A 24,447-nucleotide genomic window follows, 5' to 3' on the forward strand; every position below is an offset into this window, starting at 1 on the left:
GTCAGCGCGCCAGGGCCTGGACCGAGTCCTCGTCCAGGAACTCCTCGATCGCCATGAGCGCGGCACCGACGCGGCCGGAGCGCTCGGGAGCCTCGCTCACGGTGATCTCCAGGGCGCGGGCGGCCAGCGGCATCGAGCGGCGGTAGACGGCCTCCCGGATGCCCGCGAGCAGCGGGACGCCGGCCTGCGCCACACCCCCGGTCATGACGATGCGGTGCGGGTTGAAGAAGTTGACCAGCGCGGCGAGCACCGTGCCGATCGTGCGCCCCGCGCCGCGGACCAGCTCCAGCGCCACGCCGTCCCCCTGGGCGGCGAGCCGCACGACCTCGCGGACGGTCTCCACCGGCAACCCCGCGGCGACGGCGTCCCGCAACAGCGCGCCGCCGCCGGCGATCGCCTCCAGGCAGTTCTCCTGCCCGCACCGGCACACGACGGTGCGGCCGTCGGGCTGGGCGACGTGGATGTGCCCGATGTCGCCGGCGCTGCCCTGCGCCCCCCGGTACACCCGACCGTCGACGATCACGCCGCAGCCGATGCCCGTCCCCACCTTGACGACCAGCACGTCCTGCACCGAGCCGGCGACGCCGATCTCCCCCAGCGCCATGACGTTCACGTCGTTGTCGACGTAGACCGGGCACTCGTACCGGCCGAACGCGCTGGGGATCGGGTAGTCGTGCCAGCCCGGCATGATCGGCGGATGCGAGGGTCGGCCGGTCGAGAACTCCACCGGGCCGGGCACGCCCACGCCCACCGCGCAGACGTCGCCCGCCGTCAGCCCCGCCTCGGCGAGCACCTGCTGGGCCAGCCGGTCGACCTCCGCCAGCACCGGCCCGGGGCCGTCGGCGATGTCGATGGGGTGGCCGACGGTCGCGAGGATCTGGGCGGACAGGTCGGTGACGGCGACGTCGACGCTGGTCACCCCGAGGTCGACGGCGATCACGCAGCCGGCGCCGCTGTTGAAGCGCAGCAGCGTCGGCGGGCGGCCGCCGGTGCTCCAGCCACGCCCGCCCTCCGCCAGCAGGTTCGCGGCGATGAGCTGATCGACCCGTGCGCTCACGGTGTTGCGGGAGGCGCCCGTCAGCGCGACCAGGTCCGCCCGGCTCCGGGCGCGGCCGGTCCGCACGTGACGCAACAGCACGCCGGCAGACGCAGAGGTGGACGCCACGCCGTCATAGTGACACGCCGCGCCCGCACCGCCGGTGGCGCGAGGCCGCCACACGCACACGTCGGGCACGGGGTTGCCCGACGTGTGCGGGGGCACTGGTCGGGTCATGCTGGTTGAGCACTGGACCAGCTCCACCGACCAGAAAGGTGTGCTCCCGTGGGTCTGCCCATCACCCTGTCCGAGATCCCACCCCGGCTCTCCGCCGGCGCCTTCATCCTCAACAGCGGCCTCGGCAAGCGCGGTGCCGACGAGCAGGCGGCGGCCGGCATGCACGGCTTCGCCAGCGGCACGTACCCGTTCCTCGCGCGGATGGAGCCGCAGCAGTTCGCGAAGGCGCTGTCCACCGCCGAGATCGCCGTCGGTGCGGCGCTGCTCACGCCGTTCGTGCCCACCGCCGTTGCCGGCGCTGCGCTCACCGCCTTCTCCGGCGGGCTGCTCGGGCTCTACCTGAAGACGCCGGGCATGCGGAAGGAGGGCAGCCTCGCCCCCACCGAGCAGGGGCTGGCGATCGCCAAGGACAGCTGGCTGCTCGGCATCGGCATCGGCATGCTGGTGCGCGGCACCCTCGAGCGCGAGCCGCGGCGGGTGCGCAAGGCCGCGAAGACGCTCGACAAGGCCAACAAGCGGGCCGCGAAGGCCCGCCGCCGCCTCAGCGACTGACCTCCCCGGGAGGCTCCTCCCCGGGCAGGTTCACCAGGCCGACCAGCCGGCGCCGGCGCTCGTCGCCGGGCCGGTTGGCCAGCCGTGCCTGCAGCACCCCGCGGAGTTCGGTGAGCAGCTCGTCGAACTCGGCGTCGGTGAGCCAGAGGCCGACCTGGCGGTAACCGACCCCGTCGCGCACCAGGTCGGGCTCCCCGCGGTCGAGGTAGCGGTCGAAGTCCGCCAGCAGCGAGGCGACGAACGTGGTGAACGCCCGCCGGTGGTCCTCGCCCGTCATGGTGGCGAGGTCGTCGGCCGATACCTCCGCCGCCGACGACACCAGGCGGTAACTGCGCTCCGCGGCGCCGCGGACCCTCCGCTCCCCCACCACCTCGAGCACCCCGGCGTCGGCGAGGACGCCGACGTGCCGGTAGAGCGACGCGACCGGCACGTCGGGCAGCGCGGAGCGCACCTCTCCCGTGGTGAGCGTGCGGCCGCCGAGGAAGGCCTGCACCACGCGCAGCCGGACGGGGTGCAACAGCAGGTCCACCGAGTTCACGCGCTCACCGTTCTCATCCTTGACAACAGTCTCACGCGTGAGAATAGTGTCCGCCATGGCCACGCTGCAACTGACACCGTCCACCGTCGCGGTGCGCCTCACCCTCGGCGAGAAGATCGCCGGCCTGCTACGGGACGTGGAAGTGCCGCGCTCGGCGGTCCGCTCGGCCGAGGTGGTGGCCGACGCCCTGCCGGCCACGCGCGGCCTGCGCGCCCCCGGCCTGGCCCTCCCCGGTGCCCGGAAGATCGGCACCTGGCGGCGCCCCGGCGAGCGCACGCTGGTCTGCGTGCGCCGGGGGCAGCCGGCGGTCCGCGTCCGCCTGACGGGCCAGGGGTACGACACCCTGCTCGTCGGCACCGACGACGCCCCGGCCGTGGCCGCCGCGCTGCACCCGGTCGCCTGACGTGCGCGACGTCCCGGTCCAGATCCCCGGCGCCACCCCGCTCGCCGGCACCCTCTCGCTCCCCGAGGCAGCACCGCCCGCGCCCGCCGTCCTGCTGGCGTCCGGCTCCGGCCCGCTCGACCGCGACTCGAACCACCGCCGCGCCCGCTTCGACGTCACCCGCCAGCTGGCGCACGCCCTGGCCGGGGCGGGCATCGCGTCGCTGCGCTACGACAAGCGCGGGGTCGGCGGCAGCCCCGGCGACTGGCGGGCCGCCGGTCTGCACGACAACGTCGAGGACCTGGCCGCCGCGCTCGACGTCCTGCGCGCCCGGCCGGAGGTCGACCCGGAGCGGGTGCTGCTCGCCGGGCACAGCGAGGGCGCGATCCTCGCGGCCTCGCTCGCCGCCCGCGGCGCGCCCGTGGCCGGGCTGGTGCTGCTCGCCATGAGCGCCACCCGCGGCGAGGAGCTCTTGCGGTGGCAGGCGCGGCAGATCGCGCCGACCCTCCCGGCGCCGGTGCGGTTCCTGCTCCGCCTCCTGCGCACCGACCTGGAGGCGAAGGTCGCGGCCAACCACGCACGGGTCAAGGCCACCACCACCGACGTCGCCCGCATCGGCGGCGCCCGGGTCAACGCCCGGTGGACCCGGGAGTTCCTGGCACATGACCCACGGGAGGACCTCGCCCGGATCACGGTCCCGGTCCTGGCGGTCACCGGCGCCAAGGACCTGCAGGTGCGGCCGGAGGACCTGGCGGTGGTCGCGGCCACCGTGGGCGGGCCGGTGGAGACGCACCTGGTCCCCGACCTCACCCACACGCTGCGCCGGCAGGCCGGGCCGGCGTCGATGAGCGCCTACCGGAAGGAGCTGCGGTCCCCCGTCGACGCGGAGCTCCTCGCCACCGTCGCCGACTGGTGCCGGCGGACCACCCGCCCCTGAACGCGGGACGGGCGGGCACCCTGGGAGGTCCCGGGGTGCCCGCCCGCCGCCGGGCCGGTCTGCTCAGCGGACGCCGAGCAGGTGCTCCATCGCCAGCTGGTCGAGCCGCTCGAACTGCAGCCCGCGGGCACCCAGGGTCTCCGGGTCGTGGGCCTCGTTGCGCAGGGCGTCGAGGCTCTCGCCCTCGGCCAGGGTCGGCACGGCGAGCTCGGCCACGCGCGCGGCCTCCAGCGCCTCGGCGACCTCGGGATCGGCCCGGAACGCCTGCGCCTTCTCCTTGAGGATCAGGTAGTTGCGCATGCAGGCGCGGGCGGTCTCCCAGACACCGTCGATGTCCTCGGTCCGCGGCGGCTTGTAGTCGAAGTGCAGGTAGCCGTCGTAGGCCTTCCCCGACCCGGAGCCGAGCAGCGTGTCGACGGTCCAGAACGCCCCGCGCAGGTTGCCCGCGCCGAAGCGCAGGTCCTGGTCGAAGCGCGGGCCGTGCTGGCCGTTGAGGTCGACGTGGAAGAGCTTGTCGTGCCACAGCGCCTGGCCGATGCCCATGGCGAAGTTGAGCCCGGCCATCTCCTCGTGCCCGACCTCGGGGTTCAGCCCGACGCGGGTCGGCTCCTCGAGCTCGTTGATGAAGGCGATCGCGTGGCCGATGGTCGGCAGCAGGATGTCGCCGCGCGGCTCGTTCGGCTTGGGCTCCAGGGCGAACCGGATGTCGTAGCCCTTCTCCCGCACGTAGGAGCAGAGCAGGTCCAGGCCCTCCTTGTACCGGTCCAGCGCGGCGGCGACGTCCTTGGTGCCACCGGACTCCGCACCCTCACGTCCGCCCCACAGCACGTAGGTCTTCGCGCCCAGCTCGGCGGCCAGGTCGATGTTGCGCAGCACCTTGGCGATGGCGTACCGGCGGACGGCGCGGTCGTTGGCGGTGAAGCCGCCGTCCTTGAACACCGGGGCGCCGAACAGGTTGGTGGTCGCCATCTCCACGCCCATGCCGGTCTCGGCCAGCGCCTTCTTGAACCGCTCGAGAGTGGCGTCGCGGGTGGCGTCGTCGGGCACCAGGTCGTCGTCGTGGAAGGTGACGGCGGCGGCACCGAGCTCGGCGAGCCGGTGCACCGACTCCACCGGGTCCAGCGGGGGCCGGACGGCGCCGCCGAAGACGTCGACGCCCTGCCAGCCCACGGTCCAGAGACCGAAGCTGAACTTGTCGTCCTTGGTCGGGGTGTAGTCGGTCATGCGGGGATCTCCATCCGGGTCGATCGGTTGGCTGCACTGCGCGCGAGGGCCTCCGGCACACGCTGGATCGCGCGGCCCGGGGCGGACGAGGGGGTCGGCTGGTCGCCGGTGGTGGGGTGGGCCGCGGAAGAGGGGCCGGTGGCGGTCATCGGGCCCCGGCGCCTGTCGGCGTGAGCGAGGGCACCGGCACCAGCGTCGGGTCCTCGAGGACGGACTCCAGGGCGACGTGCGCGCCCCCGCGGACGGCCGCGGTGAACCCCAGGGTGGAGAGGACGACGCGCGCACCGGCGACGCCGGGCCCGAGCACACGGGCCTCCAGCTCGGTGAGCAGCGGCTCCATGAGGTACTCCCCCAGCACCGCGAAGTACCCGCCGAGGATGACCACCCGGGGGTTGAAGAGGTTGATGAGCACGGCGGCGCCGGTCCCGAGGGAGGTGCCGACCTGCCGGAGCGCGGCGAGCGTGCGGGCGTCACCGGCCTCGGCGCGGGCAGCGACCTCCGCCAGCCGCGCCTCCAGGTCACGGCCCGGATCGGCCACCGGGTCACCGGGATCGGCGGCCGCGCGCAGCAGGGCGGCCAGGCCGACGACGGTCTCCCAGCAGCCGCGCCGCCCGCAGCCGCAGACGGCGTCCGGATCGCCGAGCGAGGTGTGCCCGACCTCGCCGGAGAGCCCACCGGCTCCGCGCAGCAGCCGGCCGCCGACGATCACGCCACCGCCGACACCCACCTCACCGGTCAGGTAGACCAGGTCGGAGGTCCGCGCCTCGGAGCCCATGGCCCACTCGGCGATGGCCGAGAGGTTGGCGTCGTTCTCGACGCGGATCGGGAAGTCGGTGCCCAGGCGGGCGCGCAGCCCGTCGAGGACGGCGACGTCGCGCCAGCCGATGTTCGGCGCCAGCGTCACGACGCCGTCGAGGCTGCGGACCAGGCCGGCGACCGCCACGGTCAGGCCGGCCGGGCTGGCCCCGGTCGCCGCGGCCGCGGCGACCGCGTCGGAGACCAGGCCGGCGACCGCGTCCAGGGTGCGTTCGGCGCCGAGCGCGGGGAGGTCGAGCGCGAGCCGCTGCTCGAAGAGCACCTCGCCCCGCAGGTCGAGCACGAGCGCGGCGGCGTAGTCGACGTTCAGCTCGACGCCGATGCCGCACACGCAGGCGCCGTCCAGGTGCACGGTGAGCCCCGGGCGCCCCACCGAACCGGCGCGGTCGACCTCCCCGGTGGTGACCAGGCGACGGTCGGCGAGCTCGGCCACCAGGCTGGACACCGTCGCCTTGTTCAGGCCGGTCTCCTGGGCGATGCGGGCGCGGGAGCGCGGGCCGTGGTCGCGGAGGTGCCGCAGGACCAGCCCCAGGTTGGTGCGGCGCACCGTCGCCTGGTCGGCCGGAGCGCGCCGTTCGGAGGACCCGTCGTACAGCGGTGGAACCTCGCCCACGTCCACCTCCTCGGGGTCGCCGCCGACATTCGTCGGTTGAGCAAACAAATTAGGGGCCGCCGGTCGGGCGGTCAAGACGGACCGCCGCCGCGCCGGGCGCCCCGGGCAGGACCCTCCGCCGGGCGCGACGGGCGGAGGCGGCCTAAGGTCCCCTTCCCATGACCGCCGTGTGCGCTCCGCCACCCGCTCCCCTGCCCCTCCCCGCCGCCCCGGGACGGGAGCACGTCCGATGACGCTCGTGGCGGGCGTCGACACCTCGACGCAGGCGTGCAAGGTCGTCGTCCGGGACTCCGACACCGGCGAGCTGGTCCGGTCGGGGCGGGCGCCGCACCCGCCCGGCACCGAGGTGGACCCCCGTGCCTGGGAGGAGGCGTTCCGGGCCGCGGCCGCGGAGGCGGGCGGCCTCGACGACGTCGCCGCGCTCGCCGTCGGCGGGCAGCAGCACGGCATGGTCTGCCTCGACGAACGGGGCGAGGTGGTCCGCGACGCGCTGCTGTGGAACGACGTGCGGTCGGCCCCGGCGGCGGCGGAGCTGATCCGCGAGCTCGGCGACGACGACGAGCAAGCCGGCCGCCAGGCGTGGGCCGATGCCGTGGGGCTGGTGCCGGTCGCGTCGTTCACCGCGACGAAGCTGCGCTGGCTGGCCGACGCCGAACCCGGCAACGCCGACCGCACCGCCGCCGTCTGCCTCCCCCACGACTGGCTGACCTGGCGGCTCTCGGCCGACCGCGACCTCGGCACCCTGGTCACCGACCGCGGCGACGCCAGCGGCACCGCGTACTGGTCGGCTCGCACCGGCGAGTACCGCCTCGACCTGCTCGAGCGCGCCATGCGCGGGCGGCGCCCGGCGGTTCCGCGCGTGGCCGGGCCGGCCGAACGGGTCGGCAGCCTCGCCGGCGGTCACGGCGTCCTCGGCCCCGGCACGGGCGACAACGCCGCGGCCGCGCTGGGCCTGGCCGCGCGACCGGGCGACGTCGTCGTCTCGATCGGCACCTCCGGCGTCGTCTCGGCCGTCACCCCCACGGCCGTCGCCGACGTGACCGGCACCGTGGCCGGATTTGCCGACGCCACCGGCAACCACCTCCCGCTGGTGGCGACGCTCAACGCCGCCCGCGTGCTCGACGCCGCCGCCGCGCTGCTCGGCGTCGACCACGCCACCCTGTCGGAGCTGGCGCTCTCGGCTCCCTCGGGCGCCGACGGGCTCGTGCTCGTGCCGTACCTGGAGGGCGAGCGGACGCCGAACCTGCCCGACGCCACCGGCTCGGTGCACGGCCTCACCCTGCGCACCTCCACACCGGCGCACTGGGCCCGCGCGACGATCGAGGGCCTGCTGTGCGGCCTGGCCGACGGCATCGAGGCGGTCGTCGCCCAAGGGGTGGAGGTCGAGCGGGTGCTGCTGATCGGCGGCGCCGCCCGCTCACCCGCCGTGCAGCAGCTGGCCCCGGGCATCTTCGGCCGCCCCGTCCTCGTACCGGCTCCCGGCGAGTACGTCGCCGACGGTGCCGCGCGGCAGGCCGCCTGGGTGCTCTCCGGCGCCGACGCCCCGCCGGAGTGGGCGCAGCCGGGGCTGCAGGAGTTCGACGCCCCGGCGGCCACGCACGTCCGCGAGCGCTACGCCGAGGTGCGGGGCCGCACCGACGGCCAGTAAAAGGACCCCGTCCTCCTCACCGCTCGCAGGCTCGCGGTGAGCCTCTGGACGGGGCCGTTCCAGCACGTCACCGCCCACCATCCGCTCCGCTCGGCGCGGGTCCCTGAAGGGTGGCCGTTCCAGCACGTCGCTCCCACACCTCGGCTCCGCTCGTGGCGGGGCGACCACGCGGTGCGGCAACGGTGTGCGGCGCATCCGGCTGCCGCACGGCGCGGACGAGGCGGGATGGTCAGAACGAGCGGAGCAGGGCGGCGAGCTGGGCCGGGTGCGTCTGCACCGTCATGTGCGCCGCACCCGGCAGCTCGACCAGCCGGCCCCGCGGCGCGGCCGACGCCACCCGTGCCGCCCAGTCCGCGGGGCAGAGCGCGTCCCTATCGCCGCGCACGACGACGACCGGCGCCGCGACCCGGGCCAGGCGCCCCTCGATGCCGTCGGGCGCGGCCACCCGCCACAGGGCCCCCATCGCGCGCGGTCCGGTGTGCAACCACTGCCGGACGATGAGCGGCACCTGCCACCAGGGCTCGGCGAGGGCCGTGCGCACCCAGCGGGCGGCCAGCACCCGGAACCGGCGCATCCGCGGATCGGTGGTCGGCCCGCACAGCACGACCCCCGCGACCCGGGGATCGCCCGCGGCCGCGGCCACCACCTGGCAGCTCTGCGAGTGCCCGACCAGGACCACGGGCCCCGCCGGCAGCGCCGCCACCAGGTGCCGCGCCAGGTCGTCGACCGACGGCACCTCCGCGGCGCGGCCCATGCCCGGCAGGACGACGACGTCGACGGGAACTTCTGCCCGCAACCTGCGGGCAGAACGTTCATCCAGCCCGAGACCGGGAACGAGAAGGACCGACACCGATCGTGGCACCCGGATGGTCTACCGGCCCCGCGCCCGGCCCGCGAGCCGACCGAGGGGTCCGCGGCGTGACACGCATCTCCCGGGGCGCTCACGACCGGCGTGGGCCGAGGTGGAAGGATGAAACATCATGACGACATCACCAGCGCAGGCGCAGGCCCCGATCGACTCCCCCGGCGGCCGGCCGCGCGTCGTCATCATCGGCTCCGGCTTCGGGGGTCTCTTCGCCGCGCAGGCGCTGAAGAAGGCACCGGTCGACGTCACGCTGATCGGCAAGACCGCCCAGCACCTCTTCCAGCCGCTGCTCTACCAGGTGGCCACCGGCATCCTCTCCGAGGGCGAGATCGCGCCGGCCACCCGCGAGATCCTGCGCCGGCAGAAGAACGCCCGCGTCATCCTCGGTGAGGTCACCGACATCGACGTGGCCGCCCGCACGGTGACGTCGGAGATCCTCGGCCGGAAGCTGGTCCACCCCTACGACGAGCTGATCGTCGCGGCGGGCGCCGGGCAGTCGTACTTCGGCAACGACCAGTTCGCCGAGTTCGCGCCGGGCATGAAGAGCATCGACGACGCCCTCGAGCTCCGCGGCCGGATCTTCGGCGCCTTCGAGCTGGCCGAGATCGCCAAGGACCCGGCCGAGGTCGACAGGCTGCTCACCTTCGTCGTGGTCGGCGCCGGCCCCACCGGGGTGGAGATGGCCGGGCAGATCGCCGAGCTGGCGCGTCGCACGCTGCGGCGCGACTTCCGCAACATCAACCCCACGGGCGCACGGGTCATCCTGCTCGACGCCGCCCCGGCGGTGCTGCCTTCCTTCGGCAAGAAGCTGGGCGAGCGCGCCCGGCGGCAGCTCAACGAGATCGGCGTCGACGTGCAGCTCGGCGCGATGGTCACCGGTGTCGACGCCGACGGCCTGGAGGTCAAGGACACCGACGGCCAGGTCCGCCGCATCCAGGCGGCCACCAAGATCTGGGCCGCCGGCGTCCAGGCCAGCGAACTGGGCCGCATGCTCGGCGGGCAGACCGGCGCCGAGGTCGACCGCGCCGGCCGCATCTCCGTCCAGCCCGATCTCACGCTGCCGGGACACCCGGAAATCCACGTGGTCGGCGACATGATGGCGCTGGGCAAGCTGCCCGGCGTCGCCCAGGTCGCCATCCAGGGCGGCCGCTACGCCGCCGAGGCGATCGAGCGGCGGGCGACCGGCAAGAAGCCGCAGGAGCCGTTCAAGTACTTCGACAAGGGGTCGATGGCCACCATCTCGCGGTTCTCGGCCGTCGCCGACATCGGGAAGTTCAAGTTCAGCGGCTTCATCGCCTGGGTGCTGTGGCTGGTGGTGCACCTGATGTACATCGTCGGCTTCAAGAGCCGCCTCACCACGGTGCTGCACTGGATGGTCAGCTTCCTCGGCCGCGGCCGCTCCGAGCGGGTGGCCACCCAGCAGCAGGTCTACGGCCGGCTCGCCCTGGAGCAGCTGGGCCCGCGGTGGGAGATCTCCAAGACCGGCGGGCCCAAGGACGTCGACCCGGCCGGTGAGGACGCCACGCAGCGGGACTCCGCCTGACCGGTACACCGGCCGGGTGATCCCTCCCCCGGCCGGTGCATATCCGGGTCGGGGAGGGTAGCGGCCCCCTCGTGGCAGGACGACGAGGTCAGGCAAGTGCAGCCCGCTCGCAGACACCCCTGTGGCTGTGGCCGGCGATCGCCGGGGTCACCGCGGCCGCCGCGGGCTGGGCCCTGGGCATGGTGGAGCCCCGCGGCGGCGTCCTCGCGGCGCTGTGGCCGGCCGACACCAGCGCCGCCGGCACGCTGCTCCAACTGGTGGCCACCGCCGCGGTCACCATCACCACCCTGACCTTCAGCATCACGATCGTGGCGCTGCAGCTGGCCTCGCAGCAGTTCTCCCCCCGACTGCTGCGCGACTTCACCCGCGACCCGGTCACCAAGCGGGTCCTGTCGGTGCTCACCGCGACGTTCGTCCTCGCCGTCACCGGGCTGCGCGGGATCAACCAGGACCAGCCGGTGCCCACGCTCGTCTGCCTGGCCGCCGCGCTGCTCGGGATCGCCTGCGTCGGTGCCCTGCTGGCCTTCATCAGCCACATGGTCCGCATGCTCCGCGTCGACACGATGATGACGCGCGTCCACAACGACGCCCGGCGGGCGATCGAGACGTTCTACGGCCCGTACGCCGACCACGGGCAGCGGTCGCCCGACGAGATCGACCTGGAGACGGCCGAGGGACGGCTGGTTCCCGCGGCCGGCAGCGGCTTCGTGGAGGTGGTGGACACCGGGACGCTGGTCGATGCCGCCCGGGCGCACGACACCGTCGTCCGCGTCGAGGTCCGGCCGGGCGACCAGGTCACGATGGGCACGCCCCTGGGCACGGTGTGGGGCGCGTCCGAGGAGCTCGACGACGCCGTCCGGGCCGCCGTGGTGCTCAACAACGAGCGGACCATCGACCAGGACGCCGGCTTCGGGTTCCGCCAGCTGGAGGACATCGCCGTGAAGGCCATGTCCCCGAGCGTGAACGACCCGGTCACCGCCGCGACGGCGATCGGCCACATGGGCGATCTGCTGGTCCGGCTCACCGGCCGGCACCTCGGGCCCACGCTGCACGAGGACGAGGACGGCACCGGCCGGGCGATCGTCCCCGACCGGGACCTGCGGTACTACCTCGATCTCGCCTGCGGTCAGGTGGCGCGCTTCGGCGGGAACGAGCCCACGCTGATCACCGCCCTGCTGCGGATGCTCCGCGACGTGGCCGTCGCCTGCCGGGACGACGAGCAGCGGGCGGAGGTCGCCCGGGCCGCCGACCTGGTCGCCGGGGAGCTCTCGCCGGACTGGAGCCCGACGGACACCGCGACCGTCGAGCTGCACCGCGAGCAGGTCACCGCTGCCCTCGAGGGGCGGACCGTCGACGCGTTCGCCGACCGCGCCGGCGAGACCCGCTCGATGTGAGCGGCGGGGGTCAGACCCGGCCCAGCCACCACTCCAGCGCCGCGGCCACGCCCTCGGGCCGGACCACGTGCCCGCCGTCGAACTCCACGTAGGTGAGGTCCTCGCCCGCGTCGCGGAAGCCGGCCGCCAGGCGCCGGCCGCACCGCGCGACCGGCAGCACCCGGTCCTCCGTGCCGTGGGTGATCCACAGCCGTGGTCGGCCGACGCGCGCCGGCGGGTGCGCGAAGCCCGGCGAGAACGCGAGGACCGCGTCGAACAGGTCCCCGTTGGCCGGCCCGATCGACAGCGCGTAGGAGGCGCCGTCGGAGAACCCGCCCACCGCGCACCGGGTGACCGGCACCCGGTCGGTCACCTGCGCCAGCGCCGCGTCCAGCACCGCGACGTCCCGGCCGAGCCGGCCGGCGACGAGGTCCCAGGTGGGGGCGCCGGACCGCGGCGCCAGCACCAGCACCCCGTGCGCGCCGGCAGCGGCACCGACCGCCGCCAGGCTCTGCGCGGGCTCGCCTCCGGCGCCGTGGAAGAAGACCAGCAGCGGGCGCGGTGCCGGCTCGCCCGCCGGGACGGCCAGCAACACCTCCGCGCCGCCTCCCAGGTCGAGCGCGTGCACCCCGGGCGGCCACGGCTCCCCCGTGGGTGCCACGACCGGCCGGCTGCCGAGGCGGCCCGCGGCGTGCCCCGCCCCGGTCATGCGTCGAACGCCGCGACGGGCACGTGCTCCTCGGCCCGCTCCAGGTGCAGCGGCTGCAGCGGCGTGGTGTCGTCGAGGTAGAGGAAGGCGTCGTAGCGCTCGCCCAGCACGGTGGCCACGTAGTTCCCCCACTTCTCCCGCGAGGACCGGTACACGACGCCGATGGCGCGGTGGTCCAGCCGCCGGCGCAGCCACTCGGGCTGGTCGCCGCGCGGGAAGACGAACAGCGCGTCCTCGCCCAGGGCGTCGTGCAACCGCGCCTCGAGGCTGCCCGACCGCGCCGGCGGGACCGCCATCCGCTCCATCTGCGCGCCCCACTCCCGGCCGGCGACCACCCCGCCGCGGTACCCGCCGAAGCCGACGAGGACGACGTCGTCGGCGCCGTGCCGCTCGCGCAGGAGCTGACCGACGTTCGTCATCCCGGCGGCGGCCATGTCGGTCGCCCGGGCGTCCCCGATGTGGGTGTTGTGCTCCCACACGACCACCTTGCGGCCGGTGTGCGCGAGGAGCCGGTCGAGGGTGTCGACCATGTGCACGTCGCGGACGTTCCACGACTCGGCCGACCCGCGGATCATGGCCCGGTAGTAGCGCTCGGCATCGACCACCACCGCGGCGTTCTGCTCGGCGGAGAACCGCGCCTCGGCGTCGGCCCCGGACTCCGCACGGCCGCGCTCCTCGCACAGCGACCGCAGGAGGTCGACCGCGGCCTGCTCGCAGGAGGAGGGGGTGAACCGGCTGGCGAAGGCGTACTCGGCACCGTCCTCGCCGAAGGGCTCGAAGCAGGCCAGCGCCTGCTTGGCCTGGTCGACGTGCTGGGGCTCGTGCTCGGCCAGCCAGCCGACCAGCGCGTGCATGGAGTCCCACAGGCTGTAGACGTCGATGCCGTAGAAGCCGACGCGCGCGTCCTCCGGCAGGTCCGCGTTGTGCTCGCGCAGCCAGCGGCAGAAGTCCACGACGTCGTCGTTGGCCCACATCCACGTGGGCCACCGGGAGAAGGCGTCGAGCGCGTCGCGCGGATCGGCGTCGGCGTCCTCCCGCAGCCGGACGCTGCGGTTGACCCGGTAGCAGTCGGGCCAGTCCCCCTCGACGGCGACCAGGCCGAAACCGTGCTCCTCGACCAGCCGCCGGGTGAGGGCCGCCCGCCAGGCGTAGTACTCGTGGGTGCCGTGGCTGGCCTCGCCGATCGCCACGATCCGCGCGTCGCCGACGCGGTCGAGGAGCGGGTCGAGGTCGGCCGCCGTGCGCAGCGGGCGGGCCAGGTCGCGGATCTGCTCGCCGAGTCGGTCAGCCATCGGGTCTCCCTTCGCGCACGACGGCGGCGGCGACCTCGCGCAGGTCACCGGTGCGCCGCCAGACGGACCGTTGCCGAGCAGCCGAGGTACCCCGGCGGAACAGCCGCTGCACCAGGTCGCGGACCTCGGCCTCCTCGCCGCGGTCGGCGAGGTCGTCGGCGAGCTCGGCGAGGAGTGCCTCGACGGCGGCGCGGGCGTCGACCAGGACGCCGGCGACCGGGTCGAACAGCTGCCCGCCGATGCCGTCGCGCGCGGCCCGCCAGCGAGCGGCACGCAGCAGCTCGGTGCGCACCGCGGGCACCGCCTCACCGCGCTGCGCCCGCTCGGCGAGCACCCGGACGAGCGAGCGGACCAGCGCGGCGTGCAGCACGGCGTCGTCCAGGTCGGTGCACACGTCGGCCAGCCGGAACTCCAGCGTGGGCAGGTGCGACGACGGCCGGACGTCCCAGTACAGGTGCGACGCGTCGCCGATCACGCCGGCGTCGACCAGCCCGGTCACGACCGCCCGGAACCGGTCGGCGGAGCCGAGCGCCTCCGGGATCCCGGCGTGCGGCCACCGCCCCCACAGCAGCGTCCGGTAGCTCTCGTAGCCGGTGTCGGCGCCGTCGTGCAACGGCGAGCTGCCGGTCATGGCCAGCAGCACGGGCAGGTAGGGGCGGACCCGGTCGAGCACGGCCACCGCCGTGTCCAGGTCGGGCACGCCCACGTGCACGTGGCAGCCGCAGATGTCCTGCCGCTGCGCGAGGCCTGCCCAGCGCTCGACCATCGCCTCGTAGCGGGGCCCCGGGGTGATCACCTGCTCCTGCCAGCCCGCCGCGGGGTGCGTCGAGGCCGGCAGCAGCGCCACCCCGGCCCCCGCCGCGGCGGCGCGCGCCTGCGCACGGGTGCCGGCGAGCTCGGCGCGCACCTCGTCCAGCGACCGGCACACGCCGGTGGCCGTCTCCAGCTGCGTCGTGCTGATCTCCGGGTGGACCCGCTCCCCGAACTCGTGGCGCACCGCCGCCGCGGCGAGCCCCGGGCTCTGTGCCAGCCGGTAGGTCTGCGGGTCGACGAGGTGGAACTCCTCCTCCACCCCCACCGTGGCGCCCACGACGCCCGGGGGGCGACCGGAGGACTCCACGCGCGCTCCTGCGGGGCCGCGGCCGGGACGTCCGGCGCTGCCGGGCGCCCGGGCCTGGGGTCGGCTGCTTGCCCAGCCGCAGGGCCACCGTACGGCCGGGCCGGCCCGGCTGCACCCGAGGCGCCCACGCCCCGGGCCCCACCCGGAGTGGTGGTATCCGATCGCCCGGCGTCCCCGGCGGCCCGGTGACCAGCGAGGATGGACCGCAACGGGGAGGAGGCGCGGTGCAGACCGGACGACGGATGCCCGCGGCGCTCCTGGCGGTGGTCTACGCCGTCAGCGGTGCGCTGTGCTGGGTGGGCGCTGCCGCGCCGATGGACGACGCCACCCCCGTGGGCCTGCTGCAGGTGCTGGGCGCCGTCGGGCTGGGCGCCGGGGCCGGGCTCGGCGTCGCCGGGGTCCGGGCGCGCCCGTGGGCCCTGCACGGCGCGGTGGCCCTGCTGTCGGTGCTCCTCGGGGTGCTCGCCTGGCGGTCGGCCACGGCCGTCGGTGTGGTCGGCCTGGGCCCGGCGATGATCGGCATCGGGCTGTACGCCGCGCACTTCCTGCCGCTGCCCGCCGCCCGGGTGCACGCCGGCCTGGTCATCCTCTCGGGCAGCGTCGGTGCCTGGGCCGCGGCCCCGTCGGGCTTCCTGCCCGCCTGGCTACCGGTCGTGGCGTCGGTCGCCGTGCTGACCGAGGTGCAGGGGCGGCTGGCGCGGCAGCTGCGCCGTGCCGCGGGCACCGACCCGCTCACCGGCGTCGCCAACCGCCGCGCGTGGGAGGAGCAGGCCGCCGGGCACCTGTCGCGTGCGGCGCGCACCGGGGAACCGCTCAGCTTCGCGATCCTGGACCTCGACGACTTCAAGGGGGTCAACGACCGGGACGGCCACCGCGCCGGCGACGAACTCCTGCGCGACCTCACCGCCAGCTGGAGCGGCCGGCTGCGCCGCGCGGACCTGCTGGGCCGCTACGGGGGCGACGAGTTCGTGCTCTGCCTGCCGGCGACCGACGAGGAGGCGACGCGGGAGCTGCTGGAGCAGCTCGACCGCACGCATCCCGCCACGTGGACGGCCGGGGTCGCGCAGGCCCGTCCCGGCGACGACGTGACCGCCGTGCTAGCCCGCGCCGACGAGCAGCTCTACCGGAAGAAGCGCAGCGGCCGCACCGGGTGACCGGCGTGCGGGCCGGCGTCAGCCGCGGCGCCAGTCGTCGGCCTGGAGGTGCGACCCCGCCATCGGGCCCATCTGCAGCATCCCGCCGTCGACGGCCCAGGACGCCCCGGTGACGTAGCCGGCGGCCGGCGAGGCGAGGAAGGCGATGACGGCCGCCACCTCGCGGGCGTCCCCCGGGCGGCGCAGCGGCACACCGGGCCGCTCGTGGCCGGGAGCGGTGGGGTCCTCGTCCCCCTGGCCGGTCATGGGGGTGGCGATCTCGCCCGGCGCGACGGAGTTCACGGTGATGCCGTGCTCCGCCAGCTCGAGGGCGGCCACCTTCGTGAGCAGCCCGAGCCCGCCCTTGGCCGCGCAGTAGCCGGCCGCACCGACCCGGGGGGCGTGCTCGTGCACGCTGGTGACGTTCACGATCCGCCCGCCGCCCCCGGCCGCGACCATCCGGCGCGCGGCGCGCTGGAGGCAGAGGAACGCACCGTCGAGGTCGGTGGCCAGCACCTCGCGCCAGGTGTCGAACTCCAGGTCCAGCAGCGGCGTCATGTGACCGGTGCCCGCATCGTTGACCAGCACGTCGAGGCCGCCGAGGGCATCGGCCAGCTCGTCGACGACGTCGGCGGCGCCGGGCAGCCGGGTCAGGTCCAGGTGGCGGACCTCGGCCCGCCGGCCCCGTGCGCGCACCTGCTCGGCGGTCGCCTCGCCGGCCTCGCGGTCGCGGTACCAGGTGATGCCCACGTCGCAGCCCTGCTCGGCCAGGGCCACCGCGACGGCGCGCCCGATGCCGGACTCCGATCCCGTGACGAGCGCGACCCGCCCGCTGCCTGCGGTCATGGCAGCGACGCTAACGATCCCGGAACAGGCCCGCAGCGCGATGGGTCCCGGCCCCCCGCTGGGTAGGGGTGGAGCATGGACGCCACCCGATCCCTGCTCGCCCGGCTCCTGCTCGCGTTCGCCGCCGTCCTGCTCACCACCACCGGCTGCGTGGTCGTGGACACGTCGTCGCCCGGCACCGGCACCGGCTCCGCGCCCGAACCCGACGAGCCACCGTCGGCCGAGGACGGCGACGTGGAGGACCGGATGGCCCGGGACGTCCTGGACCGGGTGAACGACGAGCGGGCGGCGCGGGACCTGCCGCCGCTGGAGTGGGACGAGGAGCTGGCGACCGTCGCGCGCGAGTGGAGCGAGCAGATGGCCGAGAACGACCAGATCGAGCACCAGGACATGCGCGAGGTGCTCGATCTGGAGGAGCTGGACGGCTACGCCGGGATCGGGGAGAACGTGTTCACCGCATCGGCGCCGGTGCCCGCCGGGACGGCGCACGTCGGGTGGATGCGCTCCGACGGCCACCGGGTCAACGTGCTCAACCCGGGCTGGGACCGCATCGGCATCGGCTTCCACTGCGCCCCCGACGGCTCGGTCTGGGGGACCCAGCAGTTCGGGCGCACGGTCGGCTCCGACCGCCCCGAGGTCAGCCGGGAGACGCCGCCGGAGGAGCCGATCGCCCGGCCCGAGGAGGACGGCCCCAGCTGTGGTTGAGGCGCGGGAGCGGGTCCGCCGGCTGCGGCGGCGGCTGGGCGAGGGCTACCGGCGGGTGCCCGAGCCGGCCCGGCGCTTCCTCGCCTGGCTGCGCAGCCCGGAGTTCCTCACCACCAGCTCCAGCCTCGCGTTCTACGCGATGGTCTCGCTGCCGCCGATGGTGCTGCTGGGCTTCTGGGGAGCGGGCCTGGTGGTCGACCAGTCCGCGCTGCAGGACCTCGGCACCGAGGTGGACGCCCAGGCGCCCGACCAGCTGCCGGTCGCCGACGTGCTGCGCGCGCTGATCGACGTCGCCGCCGAGACCGGGCCGGTGGCGGCGGTGGCGGCGGTCTGGCCGGCGACCACCTACGGCGCCGCCCTCGCCCGGGCGTTGAGCGAGGTGGCGCCGCGGTCGGAGCAGCGGATGCGCGGCTGGAAGGGCCGGCTGCTGGCGCTGGCGATCATCGCCGTGCTGCCGGTGGCGGTGTTCTCGGGGCTCGCGGCGCTGTACCTGGTGCCGCGGCTGCTCGGGTCGGGGACGGCGGTGCGCATCGCGATGGGGCTGGGGTCGCTGGCGCTGCTCGGCGTGCTCATCGGGCTCGTCTACGCACTGTTCCGCCTGTGGGAGACGCGGATCAGCGACGTCGTCGTCGGCGCCGCGACCGCCACCTGCCTGGTCGCCGCCACCACCGGCGGCTACCTCGTCTACCTCGAGTACGCCGACTTCACCGCGCGCTACGGGGCGACGGCGCTGGCGACGGCGGTGCTGCTCGGGCTCTGGCTGCTGCTCGGCAACGCCGCGCTGATCGCCGGGTACCGCGTCATGGCCCGCCGGGTGCACGCCCGCCGTCCCCGGGACCCGGGGCCGGACGACGCCCGGGATCGAGCCGGGGACCACGCCGGCGACCGAGCCGGTCCCCGCGTCACGGACCAGGCCGGGGACCGGGCAGCGGACGCGGTCGGTTCCCGGACCGCGGACCGGGCCGGCACCGGTGACCGGGAGCCGGCGCGGCGGTGAGGCCGCCTCGGTTCCTCGGCGCCGCGGAACGGTCGTAGCCGCGGCCTAGCGTCCCGGGTGACCCCACCGGCCCGGCGGAAGGCGGACGGCCATGACCAGCGGCACCCCCACCCCCGGCGGCACGGCGGCCCTCCCCGCCGAACGGGCCGATCTGCTCGAGACCCTCTCCACCCACCGGCACTTCCTCCGTTTCACCGTCCACGGGCTCACCGACGAGCAGGCACGGCAGCGGCCCACGGCCAGCGAGCTGACACTGGGTGGCCTGATCAAGCACGTCGCCGCCACCGAGGCGGCGTGGGCACGGTTCGTGGTCGAGGGCACCGAGGCGATGGCCGCCCCGGCCGACGCAGCGGGCCGCGATGCGTGGGCGCAGGAGTTCCGCCTGCTCCCGGAGGAGACCCTCGACGGCGTGCTGGCGCGGTACGCGGAGGTCGCCCGGCGCACCGACGAGCTGGTGCGCACGCTGCCGGACCTCGACGCGTCCCACCCGCTGCCGGAGGCCCCGTGGTTCGAGCCGGGGGCGCACCGCTCGGCCCGCCGCGTCTTCCTGCACATCGTGGCCGAGACCGCCCAGCACGCCGGCCACGCCGACATCCTGCGGGAGTCCCTGGACGGGCAGAAGACGATGGGCTGAGGCTCCTCGTCCGGCCGGTCCGCCGGCGCCTCGGCCTCCGCCGCGCCACGGGCGACAGGCCGGTTCAGCCCGGCCCGTCGCCCGCGAGCTCCTCGGCGTGGGCGACGGCGCGATCCCGCAGTTCCGCCGCGTCCTCGGCTTCGCGCTGGGCGGCGTTCTGCCGGCGCTGCGCCCGCTTGAGGACGGCGGCGGCCTCGCCGGCGGCCCGCTCGGCCTCGGCGAGCGCGTCGGCCAGCTCCTCGACGCGCGCCTGCAGGGCACCGCGTCGCTGCTCGAGCTGCTCCACCTCGCGGCGCTGCTCCGCGGCAGCGGCGGCTGCCTCCTCGGCGGCCGCGGTGGCCTCCTCCGCGGCGGCCCGGGCACGGGCCAGCTCCCGGCGGCGCTTCTCCTCCTCGGCCCGGCGGCGTTCCTCCCGCTCCCGCTCCCGGCGCTCGGCAGCGGTGGGGCCGGTCGGCCTCTCCTCCCCCGCCGTCCGCGCCGCCGCGTTCCTCGCCGGACGGGTCGGGGACCCCGACGACCGGACCAGCCGCAGCGCCGGACGCGGTGCGACGGTCCCCAGCCCGCTGTAGGACATCGCTCCGGTCAGCCGGCCGGTGAGCAGTGCCGCCCCGGCGTCCGGATCCGCCATGGCCGCGCGCAGGGTCTCCTCCACCTGACCGGACACCGACGCGCTCACCGGGTGGCCACGCTCGCGGGCGAGGGCGGCGGCCTGCCGGGTGAGCGCGTTCAGCAACTGGCCGCGCTGGGTGTTCAGCGCCCGGAGCTCGTCCCCGGCCAGGTTCTCCTGGGCCCCGCGGAGCAGGTCGCCCAGCTCGACCAGGCCCTCGATCTCCTCGCGGTGGGCGCGGACGAGCAGGTTGCAGACCCAGGCGGCGGTCGACGGCTTGGGCAGCGCCGCGATCTCCTTGGCCAGCGCCTTGTCCCCGGCGGCCCTGGCCTCGCGCTGGCGCTCCGTGCGCAGGGCGACGAACTCCCCGGGGGCGGCCTCGTACAGCTCGTCGGCCACCTCGTCGAACTCCACGCCCCTCCCCCAGTGCTACGAACTCGTGGTGATCGGCACCTGATCACCACGAGTTCGTAGCATTCGTGGCCGCGGGACGCTCAGCAGCAGGCCGCGGCGAGCCGGGCGTCGCTGTCGGAGTCCTCCGTCCGGCAGCAGGCGCCGTCCCCGCTGACGGCGGAGAGCTCGGCGGCCGTCTGCCCCTCCAGGTCGGGGCGCGCGTCCGCCTTCACGGTGTAGACCTCCCACGGCTCGCCGCCGGGCCCGGTCACCCAGACCTTGTCCTGGACGGCGTAGCAGCAGGTGGTGTCCGCCTCCGGCCGGGTCGCCAGGCCGGCGTCGGCCAGCCGGTCGGTGGCCGCGGTGACCTCGTCGGTGGAGGCGACCTCCACACCCAGGTGGTCCATGCGGGTGGGCTCCCCCGGCACGCCCTCGAGCAGCACCAGCTTCAGCGGCGGCTCGGCGACGGCGAAGTTCGCGTAACCGGGCCGCCGCTTGGCCGGGGCGGTGTCGAAGAGCCGGGAGTAGAAGTCGACCGCGGCGTCGAGGTCGGCGACGCGGAGGGCGAGCTGCACGCGGGACATGGTTCCTCCTCGGGAGACAAGACATCGACGAACATCGATGTCTGTCTCAGAATGAACATCAGATATCGATGCTTGTCAATACGATGGGCATCGTTACGATGGCGGTCGACGTCCGACGCGAGGAGTTTTTCGATGAGCGAGCCCGGCCTGGCGTGCTGCACGCCGCTGTCCGGTACGGCGATGTCCGCGGAGCAGGCCGAGCAGGTCGCCCCGCTGCTCAAGGCGCTGGCCGACCCGGTGCGCCTGCGCCTGGTCAGCCTGATCGCCTCCAGTGCGAGCGGGGAGGCCTGCGTCTGCGACCTCAACGACGCCTTCGAGCTGACCCAGGCGACGATCAGCCACCACCTCAAGGTGCTCCACTCCGCCGGGCTGCTCGACCGGGAGAAGCGCGGGGTGTGGGTGTACTACGCCGTCCGCCCGGCCGCGCTCGACGCGGTCGCCAGCCTGTTCCGCACGGCGGTGCCGGCATGAGCGACGCCGTCCGGGAGACCGCCCGGCCCGACGCCCCCGCCGACGCGCCGGTCCTGCAGAAGCTCTCCACCCTCGACCGCTTCCTGCCCGTCTGGATCATCGCCGCGATGGCGCTCGGGCTGGCGCTGGGCCGCTGGGTCCCCGGCCTCGACGACGCGCTGAGCGCGGTCGAGGTCGGCGACGTGAGCCTGCCGATCGCCATCGGGCTGCTGCTGATGATGTACCCGGTGCTGGCCAAGGTCCGGTACTCCGAGCTCGACCGGGTGACCGGCGACCGGAAGCTGCTGGTCGCCAGCCTGGTGCTCAACTGGCTGGTCGGCCCGGCACTGATGTTCGCCCTCGCCTGGCTGCTGCTGCCCGACCTGCCCGAGTACCGGACCGGGCTGATCATCGTCGGCCTCGCCCGCTGCATCGCGATGGTCCTGATCTGGAACGACCTGTCCTGCGGCGACCGCGAGGCCGGCGCGGTGCTGGTCGCGATCAACTCGGTCTTCCAGATCCTCGCCTTCGCCCTGCTGGGCTGGTTCTACCTGCAGGTCCTGCCCGGCTGGCTCGGGCTGACCACCACCTCCGCGGAGTTCAGCTTCTGGGCGATCGTCGTCTCGGTCCTGGTGTTCCTCGGCATCCCGTTGCTGGCCGGGTTCCTGACCCGCACCCTGGGCGAGCGCCGCAAGGGCCGGGACTGGTACGAGAGCCGCTTCCTCCCGCGCATCGGCCCGGTCGCCCTCTACGGGCTGCTGTTCACGATCGTCATGCTCTTCGCGCTGCAGGGCGACGCGATCACCTCCAGCCCCTGGGACGTCGCCCGCATCGCACTGCCGCTGCTCGCCTACTTCGTGCTGATGTTCGGTGGGTCCTTCCTGCTCGGCATGCGGCTGCGGCTCGGTTACGCCAAGACGGCCACGCTGGCCTTCACCGCCGCCGGCAACAACTTCGAGCTGGCCATCGCCGTGGCCATCGGCACCTTCGGCGTCACCAGCGGGCAGGCGCTCGCCGGCGTCGTCGGCCCGCTGATCGAGGTGCCCGTCCTGGTCGCCCTCGTCTACGTGTCCCTCTGGGCCGCCCGGCGCTGGTTCCCGGGGGACCCGACCGTCCCGGCCCGACTCGACCGAGGAGCATCCCGATGACCCGGACCGACCGGCCCACCGGCGTCCCCGGGCTGCTGGACCCGAACGTGGTGCTGCGGCGCCACGTGGAGGACCTGTCAGCGCGCTTCGCGGGGATGGTCGGCCCGGAGACCGTCGAGCGGATGGTCTTCGAGTCCTACGCCGCTCTCGGGCGCACCGCGAACGTCACGAGCCACCTGCCCGTGCTCACCTGCCGGTTCGCCACCGAGCGACTCACCGCGCTGGCGCAGGCCAAGGGGGCGCTGGCGAAGGAGACCCCCGAGGTCCTCTTCGTCTGCGTGCAGAACGCCGGCCGCTCCCAGATGGCCGCCGCGATGGTCGAGCACCTGTCGCAGGGCCGGGTACACGTGCGCTCCGCCGGCTCCATGCCCGCCGACACGGTGGATCCCGTGGTCCTCGAGGTGCTCGCCGCGCGCGGCATGACGGTGACCGACGCCTTCCCCAAGCCGCTGACCGACGACGTCGTCCAGGCCGCCGACGTGGTGATCACCATGGGCTGCGGCGACGCCTGCCCCGTCTACCCGGGCAAGCGGTACCTGGACTGGGAGGTGCGCGACCCGGCCGGCCAGGACCCCGCCACGGTGGGCTCCATCGCGGCCGACATCGAGAACCGGGTGCGAGGACTCCTCGCCGAACTGGGCGCATGAGCCGCCGCCTGGTCGTCGTCGGCGGCAGCGACGCGGGGATCTCCGCCGGGCTGCGCGCCCGCGAGCTCGACCCGGGGGCCGAGGTCACCGTCGTGGTGGCCGACGCATACCCCAACTTCTCCATCTGCGGGATCCCCTACCACGTCTCGGGCGAGGTACCGGACTGGCGGTCGCTGGCCCACCGGACCTCCGCCGACCTGGAGGCGGCCGGGCTGACCCTGCGGGTCGGCACCCGCGCCACCGGCATCGACGTCGCCGGCCGGCGCGTCTCGGTGACCGACGCGAGCGGGGCCACGGAGCTGCTGGCCTACGACGAACTGGTCGTGGGCACCGGTGCACGTCCGGCGCTCCCGGCCATCAGCGGTCTCGGCGGCACCGACGGGCTCGGACCGGCCGACGGCGTGCACGTGGTGCACACCATGGACGACACCCACGGCCTGATGGCCACCCTCACCGGCCGCCCGGTGCGCTCGGCGCTCGTCGTCGGCGCCGGCTACATCGGTGTGGAGATGTCCGAAGCGCTCGTCGCCCGGAGCATCGCCACCACGGTGGTCCAGCGGTCCGCGGAGGTGCTCCCCACCGTCGACGCCGAGCTGGGTGCGCTGGTCCGGGCGGAGATGACCCGGCACGGGGTGCAGGTGCTCACCGGGACCACCGTCACGGGGCTGGCCCGTGCCGACGGCTCCCGGGTCAGCGCGCTCACGTCGAGGGGTCCGCTGGAGCGCCTTTTCGACCTGGTGGTGGTCGTCGCCGGCGTGCGCCCGTCGGTGGACCTGCTGGTCGGCGCGGGAGCGACCACAGGGGCCGGCGGCGCGGTCGTCGTCGACGAGACCATGGCCACCGGCCTGCCGCACGTCTGGGCGGCAGGCGACTGCGTGGTCACCCACCACCGCCTGCTGGGCGTCACCTACCTCCCGCTCGGCACCACCGCGCACAAGCAGGGCCGCGTAGCCGGCGCCAACGCCGTCGGCGGGCACGCCCGCTTCGCCGGCAGCGTCGGCACCCAGGTGGTCAAGGTCTTCGACCTGGTGGCCGCCCGCACCGGTCTGCTCGAGCACGAGGCTGCCGCCGCGGGCTTCCGTCCGGTCACCACCGCGACCAGCCCGGACGACCACAAGGCCTACTACCCCGGCGCCCGGCCGATCACGATCCGCGTGACCGGCGACGCCGACACCGGCCGGCTGCTGGGCGCGCAACTGGTCGGCCGGCTGGGCAGCGAGGTCGCCAAGCGCGCCGACGTCTACGCCACCGCCCTGTTCCACGCCATGACCGTGGACGGCCTGGCCGACCTCGACCTGACCTACACCCCACCGCTCGGGTCGCCCTGGGACGCTGTGCAGATGGCCGCCCAGGCGTGGAGCAGGGAGCACCGCCCGCCCACCGTCACCGCCCTGCCCGCGGCGATGGCCGAATGAGCC

Annotated in this window: 25 protein-coding genes; 14 read left to right on the forward strand and 11 right to left on the reverse strand. The window is 75.1% G+C overall.

Annotated features, from left to right (window positions below; all coding sequences use genetic code 11):
• Position 1: 1 nt before the first annotated feature.
• Positions 2-1,138 carry an ROK family protein gene (locus tag ACI799_RS02860; protein WP_456596594.1) on the reverse strand — a complete coding sequence of 379 codons (1,137 nt, stop codon included), beginning with the start codon at positions 1,136-1,138 and terminating at the stop codon, positions 2-4.
• Between the two features lie 183 nt (positions 1,139-1,321).
• Between ACI799_RS02860 and ACI799_RS02865 the strand changes: the two genes are divergently transcribed.
• On the forward strand, positions 1,322-1,825 hold the full coding sequence (locus ACI799_RS02865; protein WP_456589441.1) for a hypothetical protein: 504 nt from the start codon (positions 1,322-1,324) through the stop codon (positions 1,823-1,825).
• Here the strand turns inward: ACI799_RS02865 and ACI799_RS02870 are convergent.
• Positions 1,815-2,363 carry a helix-turn-helix domain-containing protein gene (locus ACI799_RS02870; protein ID WP_456589440.1) on the reverse strand — a complete coding sequence of 183 codons (549 nt, stop codon included), beginning with the start codon at positions 2,361-2,363 and terminating at the stop codon, positions 1,815-1,817. The genes ACI799_RS02865 and ACI799_RS02870 overlap by 11 nt on opposite strands.
• Before the next feature lie 37 nt (positions 2,364-2,400).
• Here ACI799_RS02870 and ACI799_RS02875 point away from each other — a divergent pair, with 37 nt between their 5' ends.
• Positions 2,401-2,766, forward strand: coding sequence for a hypothetical protein (locus ACI799_RS02875; protein WP_456589439.1), 366 nt, complete (start codon positions 2,401-2,403; stop codon positions 2,764-2,766).
• A gap of 1 nt (position 2,767) precedes the next feature.
• A complete protein-coding gene (locus ACI799_RS02880) occupies positions 2,768-3,682 on the forward strand; it encodes an alpha/beta hydrolase family protein (RefSeq protein ID WP_456589438.1) in 915 nt (304 codons plus the stop codon).
• Positions 3,683-3,745: 63 nt separating this feature from the next.
• On the opposite strand, the gene xylA is transcribed toward ACI799_RS02880, so the two are convergent.
• Both xylA and ACI799_RS02890 read right to left on the reverse strand, forming a co-directional pair.
• Positions 3,746-4,906, reverse strand: a complete 1,161-nt coding sequence (gene xylA / locus ACI799_RS02885; RefSeq protein WP_456589437.1) for a xylose isomerase — start codon at positions 4,904-4,906, stop codon at positions 3,746-3,748.
• 145 nt (positions 4,907-5,051) lie between these two features.
• Positions 5,052-6,335: an ROK family transcriptional regulator gene (locus tag ACI799_RS02890; protein ID WP_456598725.1), complete on the reverse strand. Its 1,284-nt coding sequence runs from the start codon at positions 6,333-6,335 to the stop codon at positions 5,052-5,054.
• A gap of 229 nt (positions 6,336-6,564) precedes the next feature.
• On the opposite strand from ACI799_RS02890, the gene ACI799_RS02895 reads away from it, so the two are divergent.
• Positions 6,565-7,983, forward strand: coding sequence for a xylulokinase (locus tag ACI799_RS02895; protein WP_456612406.1), 1,419 nt, complete (start codon positions 6,565-6,567; stop codon positions 7,981-7,983).
• Positions 7,984-8,212: 229 nt separating this feature from the next.
• Here ACI799_RS02895 and ACI799_RS02900 read toward each other — a convergent pair whose 3' ends face one another.
• Positions 8,213-8,845, reverse strand: a complete 633-nt coding sequence (locus tag ACI799_RS02900; protein WP_456612407.1) for an alpha/beta fold hydrolase — start codon at positions 8,843-8,845, stop codon at positions 8,213-8,215.
• Positions 8,846-8,963: 118 nt separating this feature from the next.
• Between ACI799_RS02900 and ACI799_RS02905 the strand changes: the two genes are divergently transcribed.
• Both ACI799_RS02905 and ACI799_RS02910 read left to right on the forward strand, forming a co-directional pair.
• Positions 8,964-10,391 carry an NAD(P)/FAD-dependent oxidoreductase gene (locus ACI799_RS02905; RefSeq protein WP_456612408.1) on the forward strand — a complete coding sequence of 476 codons (1,428 nt, stop codon included), beginning with the start codon at positions 8,964-8,966 and terminating at the stop codon, positions 10,389-10,391.
• Positions 10,392-10,462: 71 nt separating this feature from the next.
• The gene (locus ACI799_RS02910) at positions 10,463-11,785 is read left to right on the forward strand and encodes a DUF2254 domain-containing protein (RefSeq protein WP_456612409.1); all 1,323 of its coding nucleotides are present in this window, start codon (positions 10,463-10,465) and stop codon (positions 11,783-11,785) included.
• A 10-nt stretch (positions 11,786-11,795) separates the two neighbouring features.
• Here ACI799_RS02910 and ACI799_RS02915 read toward each other — a convergent pair whose 3' ends face one another.
• The 3 genes from ACI799_RS02915 to ACI799_RS02925 are packed head-to-tail and all read right to left on the reverse strand — an operon-like array spanning position 11,796 to position 14,885.
• A complete protein-coding gene (locus tag ACI799_RS02915) occupies positions 11,796-12,473 on the reverse strand; it encodes an alpha/beta hydrolase (RefSeq protein ID WP_456612410.1) in 678 nt (225 codons plus the stop codon).
• Positions 12,470-13,765: an erythromycin esterase family protein gene (locus ACI799_RS02920; protein ID WP_456612411.1), complete on the reverse strand. Its 1,296-nt coding sequence runs from the start codon at positions 13,763-13,765 to the stop codon at positions 12,470-12,472. Before ACI799_RS02920 ends, ACI799_RS02915 begins: the two co-directional genes overlap by 4 nt.
• Entirely contained in the window at positions 13,758-14,885 is a 1,128-nt protein-coding gene (locus ACI799_RS02925) for a carboxylate-amine ligase (RefSeq protein ID WP_456612412.1), read from the reverse strand. Before ACI799_RS02925 ends, ACI799_RS02920 begins: the two co-directional genes overlap by 8 nt.
• Before the next feature lie 224 nt (positions 14,886-15,109).
• Between ACI799_RS02925 and ACI799_RS02930 the strand changes: the two genes are divergently transcribed.
• A complete protein-coding gene (locus ACI799_RS02930) occupies positions 15,110-16,039 on the forward strand; it encodes a GGDEF domain-containing protein (protein ID WP_456589429.1) in 930 nt (309 codons plus the stop codon).
• A gap of 18 nt (positions 16,040-16,057) precedes the next feature.
• Here ACI799_RS02930 and ACI799_RS02935 read toward each other — a convergent pair whose 3' ends face one another.
• Positions 16,058-16,864 carry an SDR family oxidoreductase gene (locus ACI799_RS02935; RefSeq protein ID WP_456589428.1) on the reverse strand — a complete coding sequence of 269 codons (807 nt, stop codon included), beginning with the start codon at positions 16,862-16,864 and terminating at the stop codon, positions 16,058-16,060.
• Positions 16,865-16,939: 75 nt separating this feature from the next.
• Between ACI799_RS02935 and ACI799_RS02940 the strand changes: the two genes are divergently transcribed.
• From ACI799_RS02940 to ACI799_RS02950, 3 genes are all read left to right on the forward strand, one after another.
• Positions 16,940-17,569: a CAP domain-containing protein gene (locus ACI799_RS02940; RefSeq protein WP_456589427.1), complete on the forward strand. Its 630-nt coding sequence runs from the start codon at positions 16,940-16,942 to the stop codon at positions 17,567-17,569.
• On the forward strand, positions 17,562-18,566 hold the full coding sequence (locus ACI799_RS02945; protein WP_456612413.1) for a YihY/virulence factor BrkB family protein: 1,005 nt from the start codon (positions 17,562-17,564) through the stop codon (positions 18,564-18,566). The genes ACI799_RS02940 and ACI799_RS02945 overlap by 8 nt, the downstream gene beginning before the upstream one ends.
• 91 nt (positions 18,567-18,657) lie before the next feature.
• Positions 18,658-19,200 carry a DinB family protein gene (locus ACI799_RS02950; protein ID WP_456612414.1) on the forward strand — a complete coding sequence of 181 codons (543 nt, stop codon included), beginning with the start codon at positions 18,658-18,660 and terminating at the stop codon, positions 19,198-19,200.
• A 64-nt stretch (positions 19,201-19,264) separates the two neighbouring features.
• Here ACI799_RS02950 and ACI799_RS02955 read toward each other — a convergent pair whose 3' ends face one another.
• Both ACI799_RS02955 and ACI799_RS02960 read right to left on the reverse strand, forming a co-directional pair.
• Positions 19,265-20,221: a hypothetical protein gene (locus tag ACI799_RS02955; protein WP_456612415.1), complete on the reverse strand. Its 957-nt coding sequence runs from the start codon at positions 20,219-20,221 to the stop codon at positions 19,265-19,267.
• Positions 20,222-20,301: 80 nt separating this feature from the next.
• The gene (locus ACI799_RS02960; RefSeq protein ID WP_456589423.1) at positions 20,302-20,784 is read right to left on the reverse strand and encodes an ArsI/CadI family heavy metal resistance metalloenzyme; all 483 of its coding nucleotides are present in this window, start codon (positions 20,782-20,784) and stop codon (positions 20,302-20,304) included.
• Between the two features lie 132 nt (positions 20,785-20,916).
• On the opposite strand from ACI799_RS02960, the gene ACI799_RS02965 reads away from it, so the two are divergent.
• The 4 genes from ACI799_RS02965 to ACI799_RS02980 are packed head-to-tail and all read left to right on the forward strand — an operon-like array spanning position 20,917 to position 24,444.
• Positions 20,917-21,255 carry a metalloregulator ArsR/SmtB family transcription factor gene (locus ACI799_RS02965; RefSeq protein WP_456589422.1) on the forward strand — a complete coding sequence of 113 codons (339 nt, stop codon included), beginning with the start codon at positions 20,917-20,919 and terminating at the stop codon, positions 21,253-21,255.
• On the forward strand, positions 21,252-22,382 hold the full coding sequence (gene arsB / locus ACI799_RS02970) for an ACR3 family arsenite efflux transporter (protein ID WP_456598733.1): 1,131 nt from the start codon (positions 21,252-21,254) through the stop codon (positions 22,380-22,382). Before ACI799_RS02965 ends, arsB begins: the two co-directional genes overlap by 4 nt.
• Positions 22,379-23,029, forward strand: a complete 651-nt coding sequence (locus tag ACI799_RS02975) for an arsenate-mycothiol transferase ArsC (RefSeq protein ID WP_456589420.1) — start codon at positions 22,379-22,381, stop codon at positions 23,027-23,029. The genes arsB and ACI799_RS02975 overlap by 4 nt, the downstream gene beginning before the upstream one ends.
• The gene (locus ACI799_RS02980; protein ID WP_456612416.1) at positions 23,026-24,444 is read left to right on the forward strand and encodes an FAD-dependent oxidoreductase; all 1,419 of its coding nucleotides are present in this window, start codon (positions 23,026-23,028) and stop codon (positions 24,442-24,444) included. Before ACI799_RS02975 ends, ACI799_RS02980 begins: the two co-directional genes overlap by 4 nt.
• The last annotated feature ends 3 nt before the right edge of the window (positions 24,445-24,447 follow it).

The sequence above is a fragment of the Blastococcus sp. SYSU DS0753 genome (assembly GCF_054051175.1).